23 protein-coding genes are annotated in these 18926 nt (G+C 61.9%); 6 read left to right on the plus strand and 17 right to left on the minus strand.

Features of this window, described 5'->3' with window-relative positions:
- Positions 1 to 247 precede the first annotated feature (247 nt).
- Entirely contained in the window at positions 248 to 619 is a 372-nt protein-coding gene (locus BN1233_RS38875; RefSeq protein ID WP_046869043.1) for an antitoxin Xre/MbcA/ParS toxin-binding domain-containing protein, read from the plus strand.
- On the plus strand, positions 612 to 1133 hold the full coding sequence (locus BN1233_RS38880; RefSeq protein ID WP_046869044.1) for an RES family NAD+ phosphorylase: 522 nt from the start codon (positions 612 to 614) through the stop codon (positions 1131 to 1133). Before BN1233_RS38875 ends, BN1233_RS38880 begins: the two co-directional genes overlap by 8 nt.
- A 163-nt stretch (positions 1134 to 1296) precedes the next feature.
- On the opposite strand, the gene BN1233_RS43890 is transcribed toward BN1233_RS38880, so the two are convergent.
- The 6 genes from BN1233_RS43890 to BN1233_RS38910 form a co-directional block, all read right to left on the minus strand.
- Positions 1297 to 2547, minus strand: a complete 1251-nt coding sequence (locus BN1233_RS43890) for a metal ABC transporter permease (protein ID WP_048710535.1) — start codon at positions 2545 to 2547, stop codon at positions 1297 to 1299.
- A gap of 6 nt (positions 2548 to 2553) precedes the next feature.
- Positions 2554 to 3429, minus strand: coding sequence for a metal ABC transporter substrate-binding protein (locus BN1233_RS38890; protein ID WP_046869045.1), 876 nt, complete (start codon positions 3427 to 3429; stop codon positions 2554 to 2556).
- On the minus strand, positions 3426 to 4556 hold the full coding sequence (locus BN1233_RS38895; RefSeq protein ID WP_048710539.1) for an acetamidase/formamidase family protein: 1131 nt from the start codon (positions 4554 to 4556) through the stop codon (positions 3426 to 3428). Before BN1233_RS38895 ends, BN1233_RS38890 begins: the two co-directional genes overlap by 4 nt.
- Before the next feature lie 181 nt (positions 4557 to 4737).
- The gene (locus BN1233_RS38900; protein ID WP_048710542.1) at positions 4738 to 5274 is read right to left on the minus strand and encodes a hypothetical protein; all 537 of its coding nucleotides are present in this window, start codon (positions 5272 to 5274) and stop codon (positions 4738 to 4740) included.
- Between the two features lie 62 nt (positions 5275 to 5336).
- Complete coding sequence (locus BN1233_RS38905; RefSeq protein ID WP_046869046.1) at positions 5337 to 6014, minus strand: hypothetical protein; 678 nt, start codon at positions 6012 to 6014, stop codon at positions 5337 to 5339.
- A 282-nt stretch (positions 6015 to 6296) separates the two neighbouring features.
- Positions 6297 to 7574 (minus strand): DUF2235 domain-containing protein, encoded by a 1278-nt coding sequence (locus tag BN1233_RS38910; RefSeq protein ID WP_046869047.1) that lies wholly within the window; start codon positions 7572 to 7574, stop codon positions 6297 to 6299.
- Positions 7575 to 7890: 316 nt separating this feature from the next.
- On the opposite strand from BN1233_RS38910, the gene BN1233_RS38915 reads away from it, so the two are divergent.
- Positions 7891 to 8211 carry a hypothetical protein gene (locus BN1233_RS38915; RefSeq protein ID WP_046869048.1) on the plus strand — a complete coding sequence of 107 codons (321 nt, stop codon included), beginning with the start codon at positions 7891 to 7893 and terminating at the stop codon, positions 8209 to 8211.
- Between the two features lie 153 nt (positions 8212 to 8364).
- Here the strand turns inward: BN1233_RS38915 and BN1233_RS38920 are convergent, their stop codons facing one another.
- The 3 genes from BN1233_RS38920 to BN1233_RS38930 form a co-directional block, all read right to left on the minus strand.
- On the minus strand, positions 8365 to 8556 hold the full coding sequence (locus tag BN1233_RS38920) for a hypothetical protein (RefSeq protein WP_046869049.1): 192 nt from the start codon (positions 8554 to 8556) through the stop codon (positions 8365 to 8367).
- A 15-nt stretch (positions 8557 to 8571) separates the two neighbouring features.
- The gene (locus BN1233_RS47880; protein WP_154678343.1) at positions 8572 to 8742 is read right to left on the minus strand and encodes a hypothetical protein; all 171 of its coding nucleotides are present in this window, start codon (positions 8740 to 8742) and stop codon (positions 8572 to 8574) included.
- A 72-nt stretch (positions 8743 to 8814) separates the two neighbouring features.
- The gene (locus BN1233_RS38930; RefSeq protein WP_046869050.1) at positions 8815 to 8997 is read right to left on the minus strand and encodes a hypothetical protein; all 183 of its coding nucleotides are present in this window, start codon (positions 8995 to 8997) and stop codon (positions 8815 to 8817) included.
- A 184-nt stretch (positions 8998 to 9181) separates the two neighbouring features.
- On the opposite strand from BN1233_RS38930, the gene BN1233_RS38935 reads away from it, so the two are divergent.
- Positions 9182 to 10369, plus strand: coding sequence for a Fic family protein (locus tag BN1233_RS38935; RefSeq protein WP_046869115.1), 1188 nt, complete (start codon positions 9182 to 9184; stop codon positions 10367 to 10369).
- A gap of 247 nt (positions 10370 to 10616) precedes the next feature.
- Here the strand turns inward: BN1233_RS38935 and BN1233_RS38940 are convergent, their stop codons facing one another.
- From BN1233_RS38940 to BN1233_RS38955, 4 genes are all read right to left on the minus strand, one after another.
- Complete coding sequence (locus tag BN1233_RS38940) at positions 10617 to 11534, minus strand: NADP-dependent oxidoreductase (RefSeq protein WP_046869051.1); 918 nt, start codon at positions 11532 to 11534, stop codon at positions 10617 to 10619.
- 173 nt (positions 11535 to 11707) lie between these two features.
- Positions 11708 to 11881 carry an N-acetyltransferase gene (locus BN1233_RS51460; protein WP_082145914.1) on the minus strand — a complete coding sequence of 58 codons (174 nt, stop codon included), beginning with the start codon at positions 11879 to 11881 and terminating at the stop codon, positions 11708 to 11710.
- A gap of 61 nt (positions 11882 to 11942) precedes the next feature.
- A complete protein-coding gene (locus BN1233_RS38950) occupies positions 11943 to 12386 on the minus strand; it encodes a YdeI/OmpD-associated family protein (RefSeq protein WP_244471064.1) in 444 nt (147 codons plus the stop codon).
- A gap of 603 nt (positions 12387 to 12989) precedes the next feature.
- Positions 12990 to 13352, minus strand: a complete 363-nt coding sequence (locus tag BN1233_RS38955; RefSeq protein WP_046869054.1) for a hypothetical protein — start codon at positions 13350 to 13352, stop codon at positions 12990 to 12992.
- A 611-nt stretch (positions 13353 to 13963) separates the two neighbouring features.
- Between BN1233_RS38955 and BN1233_RS38960 the strand changes: the two genes are divergently transcribed.
- Positions 13964 to 14899 (plus strand): NHL repeat-containing protein, encoded by a 936-nt coding sequence (locus tag BN1233_RS38960; RefSeq protein ID WP_046869055.1) that lies wholly within the window; start codon positions 13964 to 13966, stop codon positions 14897 to 14899.
- 360 nt (positions 14900 to 15259) lie between these two features.
- On the opposite strand, the gene BN1233_RS38965 is transcribed toward BN1233_RS38960, so the two are convergent.
- The 3 genes from BN1233_RS38965 to BN1233_RS51465 form a co-directional block, all read right to left on the minus strand.
- Entirely contained in the window at positions 15260 to 15889 is a 630-nt protein-coding gene (locus BN1233_RS38965; RefSeq protein WP_046869056.1) for a hypothetical protein, read from the minus strand.
- Between the two features lie 300 nt (positions 15890 to 16189).
- Positions 16190 to 16918 carry a hypothetical protein gene (locus BN1233_RS38970; protein WP_147707792.1) on the minus strand — a complete coding sequence of 243 codons (729 nt, stop codon included), beginning with the start codon at positions 16916 to 16918 and terminating at the stop codon, positions 16190 to 16192.
- Between the two features lie 169 nt (positions 16919 to 17087).
- On the minus strand, positions 17088 to 17387 hold the full coding sequence (locus BN1233_RS51465; protein ID WP_046869058.1) for a hypothetical protein: 300 nt from the start codon (positions 17385 to 17387) through the stop codon (positions 17088 to 17090).
- Positions 17388 to 17607: 220 nt separating this feature from the next.
- Between BN1233_RS51465 and BN1233_RS38980 the strand changes: the two genes are divergently transcribed.
- Positions 17608 to 18273 carry an AbiU2 domain-containing protein gene (locus tag BN1233_RS38980; RefSeq protein ID WP_046869059.1) on the plus strand — a complete coding sequence of 222 codons (666 nt, stop codon included), beginning with the start codon at positions 17608 to 17610 and terminating at the stop codon, positions 18271 to 18273.
- Between the two features lie 243 nt (positions 18274 to 18516).
- Here BN1233_RS38980 and BN1233_RS38985 read toward each other — a convergent pair whose 3' ends face one another.
- Positions 18517 to 18777, minus strand: coding sequence for a hypothetical protein (locus tag BN1233_RS38985; protein ID WP_046869060.1), 261 nt, complete (start codon positions 18775 to 18777; stop codon positions 18517 to 18519).
- Positions 18778 to 18926 lie beyond the last annotated feature (149 nt).

Genomic DNA, 18926 nt, shown 5'->3' on the forward strand with positions numbered 1-18926 from the left:
TAGGCACTTGGCGGATCGGCAACTTTTGTAAAGGCGCGGCCTGGAATCGCGACTTGGCGAGACCGAGGCCTTGTAGTCTTCGGGCGCCCTCCATTCGTCCCGGCATGCGTCTCAAGCGAGCACCACGGCGGTCGGGCAGCTACTGCGGCCGAGTGAGTGGTGAGCTCGTCGAGACACCGTTATTGAATTGAGCATCGATTGGGCATAAATTGAGCAACACGGCACAGAAACGTGATCGGAGTTCGCGATGGGCACAACGGCCATGGACATCCCGGCCTCGCGCTTCGGCGAGAATGGCAGTCCTTTTTTGTCGGCACGGCGGGTCGCTGAGCGTCTTGGCTTGACCATGTCCGAGCTCGCGCAGTTGACTGGGCTGGCCCGAAATACCCTTTCGGGAAAGGTGGCCGCGCGCAAGGTCGATGCTGCCTTGAGTCCGATCGTGAGGATTCTCACGATGGTCGAGGAAATGGCCGGTACCGAGCAGCGTGCCGCGATCTGGTTCAAGCATCAGCCGATCCCGGGTTGGGCCGGAAAAACAGCTTACGATCTGGTCCAGGAAGGAAAGGCCGATAAGGTTCTGGCCTATCTGGAGGCCGTGCGATCGGGCGTGTATGCCTGATCCGGCCGGTCCTGGTGTTCACATCCTTTGGCGCGCCTATGTTCCGCGGTGGGCTCATGCTCCGCTGTCCGGAGAGGGAGCAGCCCGCTTCGGCGGGCGCTGGAATCCGGTCGGCGTGCCGACCATCTACGCGGCACGCGAACTCTCCACGGCATGGGCCGAATACAACCAAGGCTTCACGCAGCACCCGGCGCTGATCGCTCAGCTGGAGTTGTCGAACGCCTACTTGGCGGATCTGACCCATTCGGAGACCCTGGAAGCGCTGGGTGTATCCGCTTCGATCCATCAAACGGAATGGCGCGATGCATTGGATCGCGGACAGGTTCCGGAGACCCATCTCTTAGCTGAGCGTCTGCGCACAGCGGGCTATGACGGTGTGATTTATCCGTCCTTCATGTCGCCGGGTGGGAGTTGTGTCGCCTTGTGGCGCTGGAACGATAGTGACGAGGGTCCGCGCCTGACAGTCATTGATCCGGAGAACAGACTTCCGAAATCGCCAGCATCCTGGCTCTGAAGACCATATCGGACCAGCTCAGCGGAACCGGTGCGGCTGCTCCTGGAGGGCCGGGCCTTGCGGGCCCGGAGGTCCTGCCAGTCGGCGCAACGCGCGTTCTCGGCGAGCACGGCAGTGGTGAGGCGGCCTTCACGGCCGAGCACCTGGTCGGCGACCCGTCAGATCATCGAGGTCGTGTTCGCCTCAGCCCATAAAACCCGGCAGCGCCGAGCAGCAGCAGCGGCAGGCCGAGGCCGAAGCGCTGGCGCTCGCGTGCTTTCCCACGGAGATGTTGCAACACCAGCTGGTCTCCCGCGGAGATTTCGCTGCGGCCTGCGAGATATTGCCGGAGCTGCTCCGCCCGTTCGGGCTCCATGGCCACCTTGCCCCACCGCACGTCCTGCTCCAGGGCGCGCAGGCGCGCGAGATCGGCGCGCGCGCGCTCGATCGCCTCGAGCGCGCTGTCGCGCGTCATGCGTTCTCCTGACGCGAGAAACGCTGTCTGGAGCGGCGGCGCAACATCTTCCAGCGCATCGAGCCAGGGCTGGTCCATGTGCGGGAATGCCAGGAGCAGCAATCCCGCCACGACCGCCACCCCGCACGCTATCCTCCCTGCTGTCCTGGCCGTCAGTTTCCTCGTGGCGAAGCCGAGGGCGACCAGGGCGATCGCGGCCCCGAACGCCGTCACGATCGCCGGTCCGGTCGGCAGATCCCATGTCCACGAGGCGTAGAGGCCGGCCGAGGTGAGCGCTGCGCCGAGAAGCCAGGCGAGCACGAGGCGCCGCAGCAGACCCGCCGTGAGCAGCCCCGCGAGAGCGGCGGGCACAATGAGATAACTGAAGACGAGGAGCACGCCGGCGATGCGCACCGACGATGTCACGACGAGCGCGAAGGACCCGTAGAAGACCACGTCCCACAGAAAGATCCTGCGGCGGCGCTCGGCCGCGAGCCCCGGATGAAAGGACACTTCTACGAGCGCCTGCCGGAAGACGACATGAACGAGGCCGATGGCGCCATAGAGAACGGCAAGCTGGCCGACCTCCTGCGGCGTCACGGTGAGGATCGAGCCGATGAGGAGCTGCTTGATGTGCTCCGTGCCCTGGGGTGCGCGGTCGAGCGCCATCACGCCGAGCGAGGCGGACACTGCGTAGACCATGCCGATCACCGCCTCTTGCGGCACCAGCTTTTCGTAAGGCCGGGCCAGCGCGAACAACACCGCGCCTCCCGTGGCGAACGCGAAGGCATACCAGTAGCCCGCTTCGCTCTGCACGGAGTGTCCCGCGAGGAGTGCGGCCGCAAGACCCAGCGCCGCCAGTTGCGCAAGCGAGAGATCAACGAAGATCACGCCGCGCGCGAGCACGTGCAGTCCGAAATAGGCGTGGATGCCCGTGAGCACGAGCCCGGCGACGAACGGCCAGAACAGCAGCTCGAGCATCCGCCCTCAATCGGCCTTCAGGGCTGCCGACAGGCGCCGCACGTCTTCGTCGAACAGGCCGATATAGTCGGTGCCGGACGGGAGCAGCGTTACGGTCTTCGCTCCGCTTTTCTCCGCGATGTACCGCACGAGCGCCGGATTGGAATGCGGATCGGCGATGAGAAGCCGCACTCCCGATTCCTGCATCCGCGCGAGGAGCATCGCGAGCTCCGCGGGTGAGGGCGGAACCCCGGGACTGGGCTCCGCCGCCGCTACGATATCGAGCCCGAAATGGTCGGCAAAGTAGATCCAGCTGTCATGCACGACGATGGCCTTGGTGCCGCGATAGGGCTTCAGGGCTGCTTCCCATGCGCGGATCTTCTCATCCAGGCGGGCGTGAAACGCCTCCCGGTTCGCTTCGAAGAGCGACTTGCTGCCAGGGCGCAGCTCGATAAGCCCCTCAAGGATCGATGCCGTGATCGGCCGGGCGTTGTTGGGGTCGAGCCAGTAATGCGTATTGCCGAAAGCGTGGACATGCGCCTGGCGTTCCGCGCGCAGGCGCGGCGTCTCGGTTTGAAGCAGCCGCACCGATTTCGAGGCATCGACGACCGGCACATGAGGCGCTGGAAGCCGGGCCAGCCAAGGCTCGTGATCGAGCCCGATCTTCACCAAGAGCGCGGCCCCGCGCAGGCGCGCGAGCTGCGTCGGCTTCACTTCGACGGAATGCGGATCCTGCTCGGGCGCGGCGAGGCTCTCGACCTCCACCTGATCGCCGCCGACGGCTTCCACCAGGGACTTGAGATCCGCCGAGGTCGTGACGACGCGGATCTTCTCCTGCGGGAAGACCGGCGTCGGCGCCGCCGCGATGAATGCGGCGAGCGCCAGGATGAAGGTTCGGATCAAGACTTCTTGTGGAGATCGTTGAAGATGGATTTCGGAATCATGCAGTGCACACCCTTGCGGACGTCCACCACCTGCGAGATGCGGCAATCGCCCGCCATGGAGACGAGGGCATAGGCCTCGTAGCGGCTCATCGGCACGATCTTCTGATTCGCCAGCCAGTCGACCGCCTCGCGCACGGCGTTCGTCATCGCGACATCCAGATCCTCGTTCATGCCCGTGGTGATCCAGTGCGTGCGCGTCTCGATGAACGGCCAATCGAGCTTCATGTCCTTGCGCACGATCGGCTGGATGAGGATCTCCTTGTAGGAGCATTCGAGTGCCGTGAGGTTCACTTCGCCGTTGCCCTGGCGGCAATGCGAGTCGCCCGTCCAGATGAGGCCGCCTTTGAGGAACACCGGCAGGAAGAGCGTCGTGCCTTCCTGGAGCTCGTTGATGTCCATGTTGACGCCGTTCTTCCAGGGACGCAGCGTCGAGACCGGCGCGAGCGGATCATCCTTTACGCCGCCTTTGCGGGGCGCTGGATCGTTCGGATCGATGCCGGCCGCGAACGTGCCCGGGAAGGGCTGCAGGTCGAGCGTGATGCCGGGCTTGAACTCGACGACGCGTTTCTCCAGATCGATCGGAAAGAACTTGATGTGACCTTCTGGCATCTCGGACGCGAGCGCGCCGATCGTGGGGAAGTCCCTGCCGGGCAGGTTGAAGTTCACCGCCCAGGCCTTCGGCTCGATCTTGAGAATGCGGATCTCGAGCACATCGCCGGGTTCGGCGCCGTTCACGTAGATCGGGCCCGTCAAGGAATGCGGACCTCCGCCCGGGTTCGCCTTACGGAGCTCCACGGCCTGCTCGATTGTGAGCCCGGGCTGAACCTTGTCGTGGGAGTGCATCATAGTCTCGACCGAGACCGTGTCCCCCGAGTTGATCTCCAGCTTCGGCTTCTCGCGCGGATCGAGCCAGCCCCACTGAACGGTTTCGAGGGTTGCGGGAAGCATGTGGTACTTGCCCTTCGGCGCTGGAGGCGCCCAGTCGTGATTGCCGCGTGCGGGACCCTCCTGCGCGATGGCAACGCCGGCTGCGAGAGCGGCGAGCGCCGCAACGATTACGCTCTTCTGCTTGAAAACTCTCGGCATGGTTTCCCCCATCCAAGTAGAGCGGGGTCATGTTGCTTTGCAGCCAAGCGGCTCGTCAAGAAGAAACGCAGGCTGATGCCCGGCGGCAGGATGACGGTCGGAACATCAAAGTCGATCGTCATGAATTTCGCTTCAGGATGGCTGCAAGAAGGCCCGCCGCCCCGCAAGAAGCGGGACCCGCTCAGTGGAACCGGTGCGGCTGCTCCTGGAGGAGCCGGGCCTTGCGGGCCCGCAGGCCCTGCCAATCGCCGCGACGCGCGTTCTCGGCGAGCACAGCAGCCGTGAGGCGGCCCTCGCGGCAAAGCGCCTGGTCGGCGGCCTGAGTGAGCGCCAGGTTGGGCACGGCCTCGGGCCGGATGGCCAGCAGTTGTGCCAGGGCGTCCGCCTCTTGGCCGGGTCCCAGCCGGTCGGCCAGGATGGCGAGGCCTGCGGCACCAGAGCGCCCGATTCCGGCCACGCAGTGACACAGCAGCCGGGCCGCACGATGCTTGCGGCCGAAGGTCAGGATCGCTTCCGCGTCCGCCGGCCTTGGCAGGGACAGGTGATCCGGACCCTCGTCGAGATCCTCGAAGCGGAGCACAAGGTGATCGGGCGCCGGGCGCCTGGTGAAGCGCAGACGCTCCGTCGGCCGGGTACGCGGATCCTCGATGCTGATTACCGCATCGAAGTTCCTCTTATGGCGCTTTGCGGCGGTCAGCGAGGTGATCACGAGCGTCATCGCACAAGTCCTCTCGCGGGATTACGAGACCAAGGGGCTCTTTCCTCAGTCTCAAGGGTCCCCTACCCTCTCCGGCGATGGCGGCCGTCGGCGATGTAGCGCTCGACCATCGCGAGGCAGGCCTTGAGGGTGAGGACGTCGAAGTTCTGCTCGACGCGCTCCGGCCAGAAGACCGGCAGTGGCTTGCCATCGAGGCACTCGGCCTGGCTCCAGAAGGCGGCGAGGTTGTTGCAGTAGCCCCAGCTGTTCTTCTCGAACGTGAGATGGATCCCGTCGGTGGACACGAAGAGCGAGAAGAAGGCCTTGCCAACGCTCTTGCGGTAGACGCGGGTCTTGCGGATCCGGCCGCCGACGCTCGTGTTCTCGAAGGCGTGTTGGAACGCAAACCCGGCCTCGGTCAGGAGCGCCTCGCTGTCACCGTCCGGGTTGCCGGTGCGCAGGATCCCGACCAGGGCGATCGCGTCCTCGGCCGTGTCGGCATAGCCGTGCACGTCGCCGTTGAACTCGCAGAGCGAGGCATATCGCCAGTACTCGAGCGAGCGCTCTTCCGCATCGGCGGCTTTCTTGTCCTGCATGATCTCGCTCAGGGAGCGGCCGTCATTGAGGAAAAAAGCGAACTTCACGCGCTCCGATCCGCGCTTTGCGCCGATCTTCCACTTTTCGCCAGGAGCCTGAGCCCGCATGAGGTTGTAGGCAGTGCTGTAGACCTTCCAGGAGAGCGGTGCGGCGGCTGCGGTCATCGTGGTCCTCTTGAGGGGTTTTGAAGCCTTCAGGGTTCAACCGGGTGCGACAGCAAGAGGATCTGGAATCGGACTTCCTTGGCTGAGCCGCGAAAGGAAAACCGGGCATTCGGCAGCGAAATTCACCAAGCAAGGTTCAGTCGGTTGACCAACGGATGCGCCTGGAATGCGGTGTCGGCTTTCGCCTGCTGCGGACGTGCCATCGCACACGTTCGGGGCAGCTATGGGCCATGAAGCGACAAACTTGGATATTCTGCTTTGTGGTCCTCATGCGGCCAGACCCTAGCCGGGGTCAGGATGGCCCACCTTGCGATAATTCTTGGGAAGGTTGGAAGGGTGATACGTCTGAAAGGCGTTCATGCAACCGAACACAGATTCGTGGATGAGCGCCCCTTCGGGAATTCGCCTTCGCTCCGCATTAGGAATGTAAAGCTTTTTGTACTTGTCGAGCTTCGGGAAGCGTTCAAGCGACGACCAGAGTGCATTCATATTTTCCTGCGGTAGTGCAAAAGTCGGTGGTATGTGCAGAATGTCTTTGAGATTCTTGCCCCAAGCGAGCCGGTCATAGACGGCTCGGTCGATGATGAGACCGGCCTTGACCGCTTCCTCGACCATCCAGATGAGTGAAAACTTCGACAGTCCGCTGATCTCCTCCCTGTAACCCCCGCCAACATCTGCATGAACGCCAGCAAACCAAACCTGCGCAATATCTTGAGCACTTCGGGATGTTTCGGCCTCACCAAGAAGCCAGTCAAAGAGCTCACTGCCGAAAGTCAGTTGGCGGCTTGGTCGCCTGAAGCAGGTTTGTGGTTCCACCCAGGGGTCAAGCGGAAACATTCTGCGCCGTTCGTCGATCGCCATAGCATGACGGAATGTTTTGACAATCGGATTACGGCGCGTGAATTTGAGATGAGTGAGGTCGGGAATCAGGAACTTGTCGGGATTCGGCCTGATCAGGCTGGCGACAGTGTCCCACACACCGACAAAGTCGATCGTTATCCATCGGGATCCGAGCTGACGCGCAAACAAGTATGCATCATCAAGCACGTAGTCTCCGTAAATTCGCTCATGAGGGGAGAACAGCCGCGCTCCGGTGTTGTGCACTTTGTGCTCTTCCTCGGTCGCGTCTTCGTCCCAGCCGTGCGATCTACTGAATTCCTCGAATTTGGAGAGCCCGCTTCCAGCCATGTGTTTCGCGTTTTGGGGTAAGAGCCCTATTTTGTAGATCATAGCCGCCAATATTCGTGCGGCGTAAGCGCCCCGGCTGAATCCGAAGAGGAAAATATGGTCTCCGTCTCTGTAATTCTCGACGAGAAACTCGTAGGCTCGAATAACCTTTGTATCAAGGCCGGCGCCTGTGGCTAGGGCGAGACCAAGATCCGTCTCCTGTGCCAACTCGTGCCATGGATCAGGCTTGTCCTTGGTGCCAACACCAGGCTCGTAGTATACCTTCTGATCGGGATCGAAGTCCGGCGCGATCCGCTGTAGCCGCACAATGTTCGTGGCTAAAAAGCCGGTCTCATTGCCTGTTCCATCACAATAAACAACCAGGTTCGTCATTCCGCCGCTCCATCTTTCGCCTTCTCAGGCGGAACCGCTGATGCTATCGGCAACTATATCGCTGAGCCGGTTATTCTTGCGGCCGCCGTCCACCTGACGAATGTATAGACCCTACCGCAGGCCCGAGGAATCGCTCTGGAAGTTTGGTTTGGGTAAACCCTAGGCTGCTGCCGCGTACCCTCGCACGCCAGCCCACGCGGGCAAGCGGCCGGGATCGAGCAGCATTCAACCGGGCGGAGATAGGCTCAGGAGCCGCATCGGAACGGCAAAGAGCCGGACCGTGTTGGTCCAAGGGGCTTCGAAGCTGGAGGCACTCATGATTGGACGGTGTCTACTCGTCCCAGCGTTCGTCCTCGTCTCCGCGAGCCCTGTCCTCGCGGGGCCGTGTTCCGAACGGCTCGCCGAGTTGGAAAAGTCGGTAACCGCACAACAGGAAGGTGGCGGTCCCGCCCTAGAACCACCGGCTGCGACCGGTACTACAACCTCGGTGCCTGCCGCGACCCCTCAGACCCAGAAGGCCAGCCAAGCCCTGCAGATGCTGCAGGAGGCCAAGCAGCTCGACCAGCAAGGAAAGGAAGCCGAGTGCATGCAGAAGGTCTCGCAAATCGAGGGAATGAGCCCGGCGAAGGCGAAATAACATACCTCAGGGATTCGGCGCCGGCTCCGCGGGGATCGCTGGGAGGATAGGACTGAGGGGCCCAGGATCGGTCAAGCGGCCGCGGCAGGCCTGAAAACAGGCGCGCCGCCCGGGATGAAGCGCCGAGCGGGGAGGTAGGCCCGGAACCTCGGCTTAGAGGCCGGGCAGAGGCACCTCGGACACGAGCAGTGCCTCGGCGCTGCCCTCGATCACTGCGCCGCGCCCCCGGTCCGGGTGCCAGCCCTCGACAGTGTAGAGCGGCCCGTCGATCCAATCCTCGGTGACCTCCAGGTCCGCGATGACGGCCCCGGCAAGATCGAGGCTGATTGCCTGGTGGTGGTGCATGTTGGGCGCGGTGGCTCACCCGAAGCCGTCGCCCTCGCGTGCGCGGACCAGGCGCAGCACCTCACGATCCTCGGCCTGCAACGCCTGCAAGGGCATCCTACTCGCGAGGACGGTGGCGGGCGCCAGCAGGAAGTCGAGTGTGACCCACGGACCCTCAAAGGCGAGGCTGCGCACGAACTCAGCCAAGCCAGGAATCGAGATCTGATCTGGTGATATTTGCTACCGAGCGCCTGAAAAATTCCATGGGTCGGGTCGATATCAATCCTCGGACTTGCCGGACACGAAAATCAGGCGCGTGAGGATCTTCTCGAGCGTCTCGGCGATATGACGTTCTGCGGCCTCGCGAGTGCAGGTGATATGATTGATCGTGCCCGGGAGTTCCTCGACGATCTCGTTGGCAATCTTCGTGATGATGTCGGATCTCTGCATGGTCGTTGCCATTTCTCGAATTGCGTGAGCCGCGGTGGCTCAGGACGTGACTGCCGGATTGGCAGAAAGGATCATTAGAGCACCGTCACTGTCCTTCCGGGATTTGGAGCCCGCGGGTGATCGCCTCTGGATTAGCGTTGAGGTTTATCAAGCGAACCCTCAATATGAACCCGATCCAATCGGCCGGGTTCGGGCCATGCGGGACGACACTCTCTCCCCTGCCGTGAGGGCGCGCCTGCGGCGACTGCCATCTCCCTACGACACCCATTTTGGAGTTGTTCCGGCGCCGCCCCCGCGGGGCTGGATCAACATCCAGGCAGTTGCGCCCGCGATGGAGAGGGCCCTGGAGGCCCTCGGCCGGGCCGAAGCGATCGCCTCGGAGCTCAAGGATCCGTATCTCCTCAGCCGCATTCTGGTGCGGCAGGAGGCGGTGAGGTCGTCGGCGCTCGACGGAACGCATAGTACGCTCGAGGAAGTGCTGGCGATCGAAGAGACCGATGGCGGCGGGCGGCCCGAAGCCCGGCAGGCCCTGGCGTATGCGCTGGTGCTCGAAGACCTTCTACCGATCGCGCGGGAGAGAGGGCCCGATATCTTTTCGCTCGCGCTGCTCAAGAGGCTTCATTCGGCTGTCATGAGCGGCGGCCCGGACGACAAGAACACGCCCGGAGCTCTACGCCCGATGGTCGTCTGGATCGGAGGTTCGGGACCGATCGGATCTTCGTTCTGGAACCCACCGCCTCCGGCGGAGGTCGGGCCGTGCCTGAGGGACACAGTTGCCTATCTGCGCGACGAGGGAGCGTCGACCACGCCCCAGAACCTCGTGATCCGGATGGCGATCGCCCATGCCCATTTCACGGCGATCCACCCGTTCCCTCGGGGGAGCGGACGGGTTGGGCGTCTCCTGCTGCCGCTCATGATGGCAGCGGACGGCCGCACTCCGCTGCATCTATCCGCCTATCTCGCCGCGCACGAGGATGATTATCGCGCAGCGTTGATGGAGGCCCATCAGAGGCTGAATTGGGCCGCCCTGGTCGGGTTCCTGTCCGATGCAGTTGTCGGGACCGTCAACGAGCTGGAGACGACGCGGACCACATTCGCGACGCTGCTGAATCTCTGGTGGGCCAGGCGCCGGTTTCGCGGCGGCTCGGCCTCGGCCCGGGCACTGGAACTCCTCCCCCACTACCCCGTGGTGACGATCAACGGGCTTTCGTCCTTACTCCGCGTGAGCTTCCGGCAAGCCTCTGAGGCTGTCTGGCAGCTCCAGGAGGCTCGCATCGTCGAGGAGCGGACCGGCTATGCGCGAAATCGAATCTATGCCGCGCCGGAGGTTCTGGCGATCTGGAATCGCTCTTTCGGACCAAGCACATGGGATTACCGGGGTTGACGCTCACCTGTTGGGGCGATCTACCCAAACGATGATGTTGCCCCGTGGGCACAAAGGACCTTCCTGAGGACAGTGTCATCCTGGCATCCCCTGTGCGGAGAGATGCAGTTCCTCGTTGATTTTCGTGTCGACGTTAATGACGCGAGATCAGCCAGATCGCAAAGGCAAAGACGGTCGGGACGATCGCCCGATCCAAAAGCGACGATGATCCACGAGGAGGGCAGAACCGCTCGCCCTCCCCGAGTCCTCACGATCGGGCGCGGATGATTGTCTTCCCCGTGCGTCGCTGGGTCGGGTTGAAGGCGGCGACGGCATCGTCGAGGGTCGCGACAGTCCCGATGTTCGTCCGCAGGCGTCCGTCCCGCACCCGCTGGACGATCTCACTCAGTTGGGCACGATCGGACTCGACGACGAAGTCAACCGCCAGGCCGTCGGCGGGCCGTGCCTCGGACGGCCCGACGATGGATACCAGCGTTCCTCCGGCTCGAACCAGGGCTGCGGACCGCTTCCCGATGGCGCCGCCGATGAGATCGAACACCAGATCGACTGGGCCCACGTCTTCCAGGGCCTCGTTGTCGAGGTCGACGAACTCGTTCGCGCCGAAGTCGAGCGCCGCCTGACGGTCGGCGGCGCGTCCGGTGCCGATGACGTAGGCGCCGAACTCGCGTGCGAGCTGCGTCACCATCGACCCGACCGCGCCGGCCGCGCCATGCGCAATAACCCTCTGACCCGGCTGAACGCGGCCGTGCACGACCAGTCCCTGCCAGGCAGTCAGGCCCGAGATCGGCAGGCTCGCGCCCACCGTGAAGTCGACGTCGCCTGGCAGCGGCGCGAGGTTGCGTGCCTCGACGGCCGCGTACTCCGCCAGGGTGCCGTCGCGATACCAGTCCGTGAGGCCAAACACCCGCTGTCCCACCGACAGCCCCGTCGTGCCATAGCCCAGGGCCGTGACCACTCCGGCCAGCTCGTGCCCAGGGATCGACGGCGTTCGGTCACGGCCGAGGCGATCGGTCCAGGTCGAGGGCCAACCCAGCTCAGTCCCGACGAATCCCGACGCATGCACCTGAACGACGACGTCGTTTATCGCTGCCTGCGGCTCGGGCCGCTCCACCAGCGTCATCCCGGCCGTTCCCGCAGCCTGGTCCGTCACAACGATTGCTTTCATGGGAATTCTCTCCTCGATCAATGTCGAGGCGGCCGCGTGTTCGGCCGGCCCAGTCGACCTCAGGATAGGATGCGGCCAACGGGATTAGAAATTCCCTTTGGTCATGCATTCGATAGGCTTGATGTATCGTCGCCTAAAAGCGTTGTGCGCGCGAGCGTCCCGTCGGTCTGCGATCAGCCATCGTAGAGCGCGCCGTACTCGGGACGCCGGGCGGCGTAGGGAGGCATGAATGAGCACTTCGCGATAGCTCTTTTCCCGTCGCGTCGCAACGCTTCGAAAATGCCATGCGCCAATCGGGATCCGCGCCCCAGGCCGGACAGCTCTTGCGGCACCTCCGTGCGGAGCATGCACCTTTTGCAGGCAAGCCCTGGTTGCGGCGACACTTTCAGGATTTGAGCGCTTTGCGGTTCAGTAAAACCTCTCGCCGCGATCGAGCTGCGCAAGGATTTGAGCCATTCTCTTCGCTCGCGTCTCAGGTCGCTTTGCTGTGTGGAGACGGTAGTAGATCGGATAGAGGTTCTTGCGGTCGAGCGTCTCAAAAAACGCCTTGGCGGCAGGCATCGTCGCAAGCGCGTCAAGAAAGTCCCGGGGAATAGTCATCTCGGCCGATCCCGAATAGGCGTTCTCCCACCGACCGTCTGTCTTCGCCGCCTCCACATGTGTTAGCCCGGCCGGCGTCATCCGCCCTTCGGCGATCAAGCGCGTCGCATGCTCGCGATTCTTGCTCGACCAGTTGGACTTCGGCTTCCTGGGCGTGAGGCGCTGGAGAAAAGACACGGCGTCGAGTGGCAGCTTCTGGGCATCAATCCAGCCGAACCGGATCGCCTCGACAACACAGTCGGTCCAAGTCACGGACGGTTTCCCTGAGCCGGCCTTGAAAATCCTGACCCAAAGCTCGCTGGCGCTGTCGTGATGCTTTGAAAGCCAGTCACCAAGGTCCGTCGCGGTTTGGAACGATATTGGGGTTCGATGTGTCTCGGTCATGCTTCAATGTAGCGCATGTGCCCGGTGTCGGAAACGGCGCATCGCTACCATCAGGGTACGGGTTGCGTCTGTGGGTGGAGTCTGGATCCTCGTCTTGGACAAGGGACGGAAGAATCCTTCCCGTAAGCTTTCCACCGCGGGATCGCCACTTGACCCACTTTTCCGGATGCGCTCTGCCGAGCCTTTCACAGCATCAGCAAGTTCCTGGTCACTGAAAACCCGCGCGGGGCCGGAAAACAGTGCCATTTGGCTTACCCGAGGGGTAGTCCCTCAGACACACCACCAGAGAGATTTTGTCTCCTGCCGAACTCCCATCTGGGCCCCAGACTACGTCGCACCCAGTGTGGACGCGGCATACAAAGCTCGGTGGTTATGGGTGGGCGAGACAGGCGTGTCGGGCGATACTTCGGTGGTTTTGGGGTTTGGGCGAATGCCCAAAAGAAAACCCGCCGAGAGGCGGGTCTCATGTTCTTATGCTGCGTGACGCAGCTCTGACGCCTTCTGGATCGCGCAGCCGCTCCCGAATTCAAGCATCAGGCCACAGGCCCGGCAGACCGGCACCGGCTCGGCCAGCAGTCGGGCGACCTCCGCTTCAGCTTCGGCGATCGCCTTGTAGAGGTCGGTGTGTTGCGGGTTCTGAGGCTTACGAACCGGATCGCAGCCGACGTTCCACGAGATCTCCCAGAGATCGGGCTGGTCGACGAAATTGATCCGCTGGACCGAGATAACTTCGTCGCCTGGCGTGATCGACCCGAAATACGCCTCGCGCGACGAGCCGATCGACTTCGCGTCCGACCAGATGAGGGCGTTCGCTTGAGACTGAGCCTGGGACATCGTTGGTCCTTTCGGGGATTTTGAATCGGTTTTTGTTCGATCCTCAATTCGATGGAGATCCCTCAGTCCCGCTGGACGCGTCTTCGTCCGTCTCTTCCTTGAGGCACTTGGGGCATCGACCTCGGATGTTGCCCCAAGCTTCTCCGGTATGACCAGCCGCTTGCAAGCATTGGCTTTAAGTTCAGTTCTGAATTTCAGGACAGATGGGGTGATTAGAGCCACGAGCCTTCCAGATGGCTGAGGTTGCTATCCCAAGACATCTCTTCGCCGACATCCTGCGGCTGATCTCGGAACTGCGGCCACCACCTGATCTCGCGGCGGCGTGAACGGGTTCTGCTGTCGTGCGTTCAAGCAAATAACATGGGAGAGGTGCGTCTTGATAAGAAGAAAATCGAACTTCTTGAGGTTGGCGGATGCCGCCGTCCCGGACTTCGATGTGCTACAGCTTACGCGGTCAGCGTCAGAGCTTGCCAATCACGTCAATTCCAGCAAATCTTCGATCATTGAGGCCGGTCATCCGGTGGATGCCGATTTAGACGGCCTGGGCCAATAGCTGAAGCGCGCGGCGCTGGGTCGCCGGTTGACACGGCGAGTTCCTCTGGGAGGACCTTATGCTCTTCGTTACGCTTCACGGTGGCAAGCCCCAAACAGACCCACACAAGAACAATGTGCACGCCCACGACAAGGACGGGAAGAGGATCACTTCCAGTGTGCTGCGGGGTAGCGGGGAAATCTTGCTAGATGAACTTCGCGGCATTCATTTGGTCGGCAAGTACCTCTACGTAGTAAATGGCAATAGAAAAGAAAATAGCGTGCTTTGCTATAAAGGGGCGGACACGCAGTACAGACTCGTCAGCACGTTTGTTTCCTCGCAAAGTTGCAAAGGGATCGCGCACCCATTTGATATAACGTTTGATGGCGCAGGATACTGCTACGTCTCAAGCCAGGACACCAACATCGTCACCCGCCTGATTATCTCCGCTGACGGCACGAGTGCGACGCCAGCCCCGCAAGCTCCAGCGCTGCCCGCAAGTGGTTCGTTCTACCCTGGCACTTTTGTAGCTTCCAGCCTGGGCAACCTGGGTTCGACGACGACGCCGGTGACGTCTCCGGCTGGGCTGGAATACTCCAGTTCGGGCAAAAACAAGCATTCTGTTCGGGGAGTGGTGTGGGCGAACAACGCACTCTATGTCGCCGACGAGCCCGCTGGCAGAGTCAAAGTCTATGACAAGAACGGCAAGTTTCTGTGCCAAAGCAATGGTATGGAATCGCCCGTCCATATGGTTGTTTGGAAAGGTAGCTTGTACGTCAGCGCCGGCGACGCGGTGCTTACTGCAAAACTGCCCAGTTCTCCGGGTGATTTCACGCTCTCCCCAATCGAAGGAGTGAAGGTGAAAAAAGCGTGCGGACTGGCGTTCACGAAATCAGGGCACTTTTATATCGCTAGCCGCAGCGAGAACATCATCCTGAAGTTTGACTCCGACTTCAAGCCGATGAAGTTTGAGTGCAAGCTGACGGACAATCCGGAATTTCTGCTGCACGTTTAGCAGCGACGCAGCCTCATGCGGAACCGAACATTCCATCTCGATGGCGAAGGACACGTATGATCTTGCGAAGCGGCGCTTTGCGCTTCTGCTCCGAGATTGTCTTGCCCCATTTGGCTCTTCCGGTGCGCTGAAACTTCGATGAGATCCAACCCATGATGTCCTGACTCTATGTCGGGAGGCGTCCCACCTCCCCTGCTCCCTAGTCCTTGGGCGAAACAGGCTGCCCTACTGTTGTGTCCGAGGCTGAGACACCTCACACTTGAGACACAGGGTGTGACACGGAAGGCGGACGTTCGGGTTTTTGGGCGCACGTACAAGAAAAAACCCGCCGTTAGGCGGGTCTTCTCGGTTCTCAGGTTCTCAGAGAACGAGCGCCGGATACTTTTCCGTCAACCGGGCCTCGATCGCCTCGCGCTCTGCCGCAGTCGTGAATTCGTTTTCGGCCCAGTCACCCACGTCGTCGGCCGCGTCGGCGTTGTCGGCCGGATGATCCGTGTCTTCGTCGCCGTAGAAGTGATCTCGGAACCGCTCGCAGGAGTCATCACCATGGAAGGTTGCCTCGGCACCATCCGCGAGACGAACGATCCGGAACCCACACATGGGATTCTCAAAGACGTAGAACCGAGTGCCGGCAGCGATCAGGCTCTCTCCGGGATGGGCCAGTGCGGCGACGTCGACATCGGCTGGATCCGCGTCGGCTTCGGCATCGTCGCTCTCGTCATCCCCGGAGTCCTCCGGAGTGCCCGTGATCGCAGCCTCGTAGGCCGAGACATCGAGGCCACCGGCCCGCGCGACTTCCATGAGCGAGCGAAGCCAATCGATCGAGCCCTCTTCGATGCCGGGCCATTCGAGGTCGGTGGGGTCCTCATTCTGGCTCTCGCGCGCCGTGACGATGCTCTCGCGAGCCCGGTCCATTTCGCGCTGGAGTTGCTCGAGGACGTTGAACTCACGAAGGGGGCGTCTCTCCGTCTTGCCGACTGAGCCAACCACGCTGGATCGCCCGTGATCTTATAGAGATGGCTGCGGGCCGCACCCTCGGAGTTCACGGTGAAGATCGTCGACTCGTAGTCGTCTCGATCGTAGCCCGAGACGACCCAATTGGGGCTGCCTTCATAGAGGGGCTCGAGCAGATAGCCGGCGAACACCGGCACTTTGTCGTGTTGTGTTTCAGGCATAAAAACCTCGTGGGATTATATTTCTGGTCCGAGACCGTCCGGGCTTGTGGAATCTGTCCCGAGTTTTCGGTGTCGATCACAAAAAGACCCGCCTTTTGGGCGGGTCCTGGTGAGCTTACGCGGCCTTCTGGCGGTTGCGGCGTGCGTAGTAGCCGCGGATCGCGGCGAGCTGCTGCGGAGTGCGGGCGGACTTCAACTCGACGACGTCAGCAGTCTTCGGCTCCTCGACCGGCGGGGACTTTGCCTTGGGCTGGCGGGGCGTCAGGAGGCCCTTCTCGCGCATCTGCTTGAACCACTGACCGCGCGGGACCAGGGGCGTGTCATAGACCTTTTTCGGAGCCGCCGGCGTCTCGGCGATCACCGGCGTGTCGGTTGCGGGCGTGTCGTCCGAAACCGTCTCGCAGACGTCTTCGTCATCACCGGTTCCCGGGATATCGCCGTCTTCTTCCTCGATCTCGACCCCGTAGCCGTTGTCACGGGTCTGATCGATGGTGTCGAAGACCTGGCTGAGCGGACGGAAGGTATCGTCGATTCCATCAATGAAGCTGATGTGACCGGCCGAGACCTCGAAGCGCTCGCAGCCGAGTGCCGCCTTGGCGTGAGATGAGCAGCGCGGGTTCTCGGAATCCACCACGTCGACGACATCGAGAACGTCATTGAGATCGATCTTGAGCACCACGCCCTCGGCGTCGTTGATCACGGCCTCGAGATCGTCACCGAAGGTGAAACCGTGCTCCTTCTGCCCATCGACCTCGACGAGATCCGTCACCATGCTGCCGCTGCGGGCGATGTCCTGAGCGATCGAAAGGCTCGTGGCGATGTAGGCGAGGCCGAGGCGTGACATGTGTGCGTCCTTTTCGGGATTGTGAAGCGATCCGAGATCGCAAGTCTGGTCTGTCCAAACCGATCCGAAAACCGATCGCACGATCGGCTTCCCGGGATCCCTCTTCTGGAATTTGTTCGCCTGACCAAAGAGAAACCCGCCATGCGGCGGGTTCCGTGGTGGGGATCGATTACGCGGCCTGCGCCTGGCGCTTGCGCGCGTAGTAGCCGCGGATCGCGCGGAGCTGGGCCTCGCTGCGGACCGGCTTCTCGGACGAGGCAGCCTTCGGAGCAGCGGTCTTGGCCGGGGCCTTCTTCACCGGCGCCTTCTTGGCGGGAGCGGTCTCGGCCTTCGCCTTCGGTTGGCGGGGCTGGAGCAGGCCCTCCTGGCGCATCTTCTTGAACCACTGACCCCGCGGGAGATAGGGCGTGTCGTACTGCTTCTTGGGGGTCTCGGTGATCACGGCGGTGTTCTCGACGGGGGTGCTCATGGGCGAGGGTCCTCGATGGACGGTCTGGAAGGTCTGAATCTCGAGATCGTGTTCGTCCTCAGGGGATTGGGAAACGATCTGGGATCGCCCATTTTTTTCTCTGGGGCGGAGCCTAATCGACCGGTCGGGTCGAAAACCGGCTTGCGGCTTGACGAGCCATTCCAAAAGGGGCTCGATCTTGAGCGCCTCTGCCTCGTAAACTCGATCAGGGAGACCAGAAATGGCGGCCGGAGACCCTCAGAATTTTGAGCACCTCGCCGCTTACGAACGGTACCTCATTGCTCAAAATCGTCTTTCAATGACGTCAAGGCTCACCGCGGAGGTGATCAGCCTGAATGAACAAACGCGAGCTTACAGCAAATCCAGCCTGTTCAGCGAGCTGAGGGGCTCAGAAGGTCCGGCTAACACTCTGGCCCGAACGATTTTCTTCTACGAGGTCGTTCAGCTTTGCCGATTATGGGACAAGTTCGATGCCAGCGGCTTCAGCCTCCCAACGGTTGCGGCACTGTTCAGTGAGGAAGTTATTTCACTGGTCGAACGAGATCGGAGCCAAAACGGAGTGCCCAACTCCGCCGCCATGGTCTCGAATCTTAGAGCGACACTCAAAGCTGTGACTGCCGTGGAATCATCGCGCGAAGTCGTCCGGCTTCGCAATCACCGCCACAAGAACATTGCTCATCCGATTTATAAGACCCGAGCGGAGCAGAAGAAGGCAATCGAAAGGGTGAAAGGCGATGACCTCGATGCTGTGGTTGAGAAGACGATTGAAATCATGGGTGTCATCGACTCCGCGATGACGACGCAAACCGTTGACTACCGCGTGCTCCAGGCAACTGCACGCCGGGAGGCTGAGGATTTCTTCGCGCGAGTGCAGATTGCACCATAAGCCCCGGGATCAAACTGGAGGAGGCCGGGCAGCGAAGAAAGACGGTGCCCCCAGAAGGTGCGGATGGCACGCTCGGTGAGATTCACGCTCCAGGTCGTTCCGCACAGGTGCGGGTTGCGGCCGACGCTTTCTCGGTCGGAATATCGCACGACGGTCAGAAGGCGGAGCCGGACGAGATCATCGAGTTCGGCCGCCACGGCCTCGTGCCTGGATTTCGTCTGAGCTCAAAGGAACCCAACCGACTTACTGCCCATCGCCAGGCAATTCGAGTTCCCACTCCTTGCAGAGCGCCCTCACGTCGGAATATCCATAGTCCGGATGCTTCGGGTGCAGCCATTCCTCGCCATTGAACCACCACCCGTCCCGCTTGGCGGCCTCCTCGCAGCGATCAATCTCGGCCTCCTCGTCCGAGGCTTCGTGAACGGTGTCCCAGCCCTCGTCCAGGCGGCTTGGCTCGCTTCCGGGGACGTCGAAGCGTTCGTTGTGTTCTGCGGTTGCGGACATTGAAAATCGATCCCGAGGTGCAATTCGGCCGATGCCGAGATTTGATTCGAACGAACGGCCTTTCGAGTGACCCGGTGCAAGAGCTTCACGACCCAAGGTTTTTCCTCGAGTGGTGATAGCGAACAATGGGCCTGGAGCCGTATTCGTCC

The organism is Microvirga massiliensis, from assembly GCF_001006805.1.
Classification (GTDB): Bacteria; Pseudomonadota; Alphaproteobacteria; order Rhizobiales; family Beijerinckiaceae; genus Microvirga; species Microvirga massiliensis.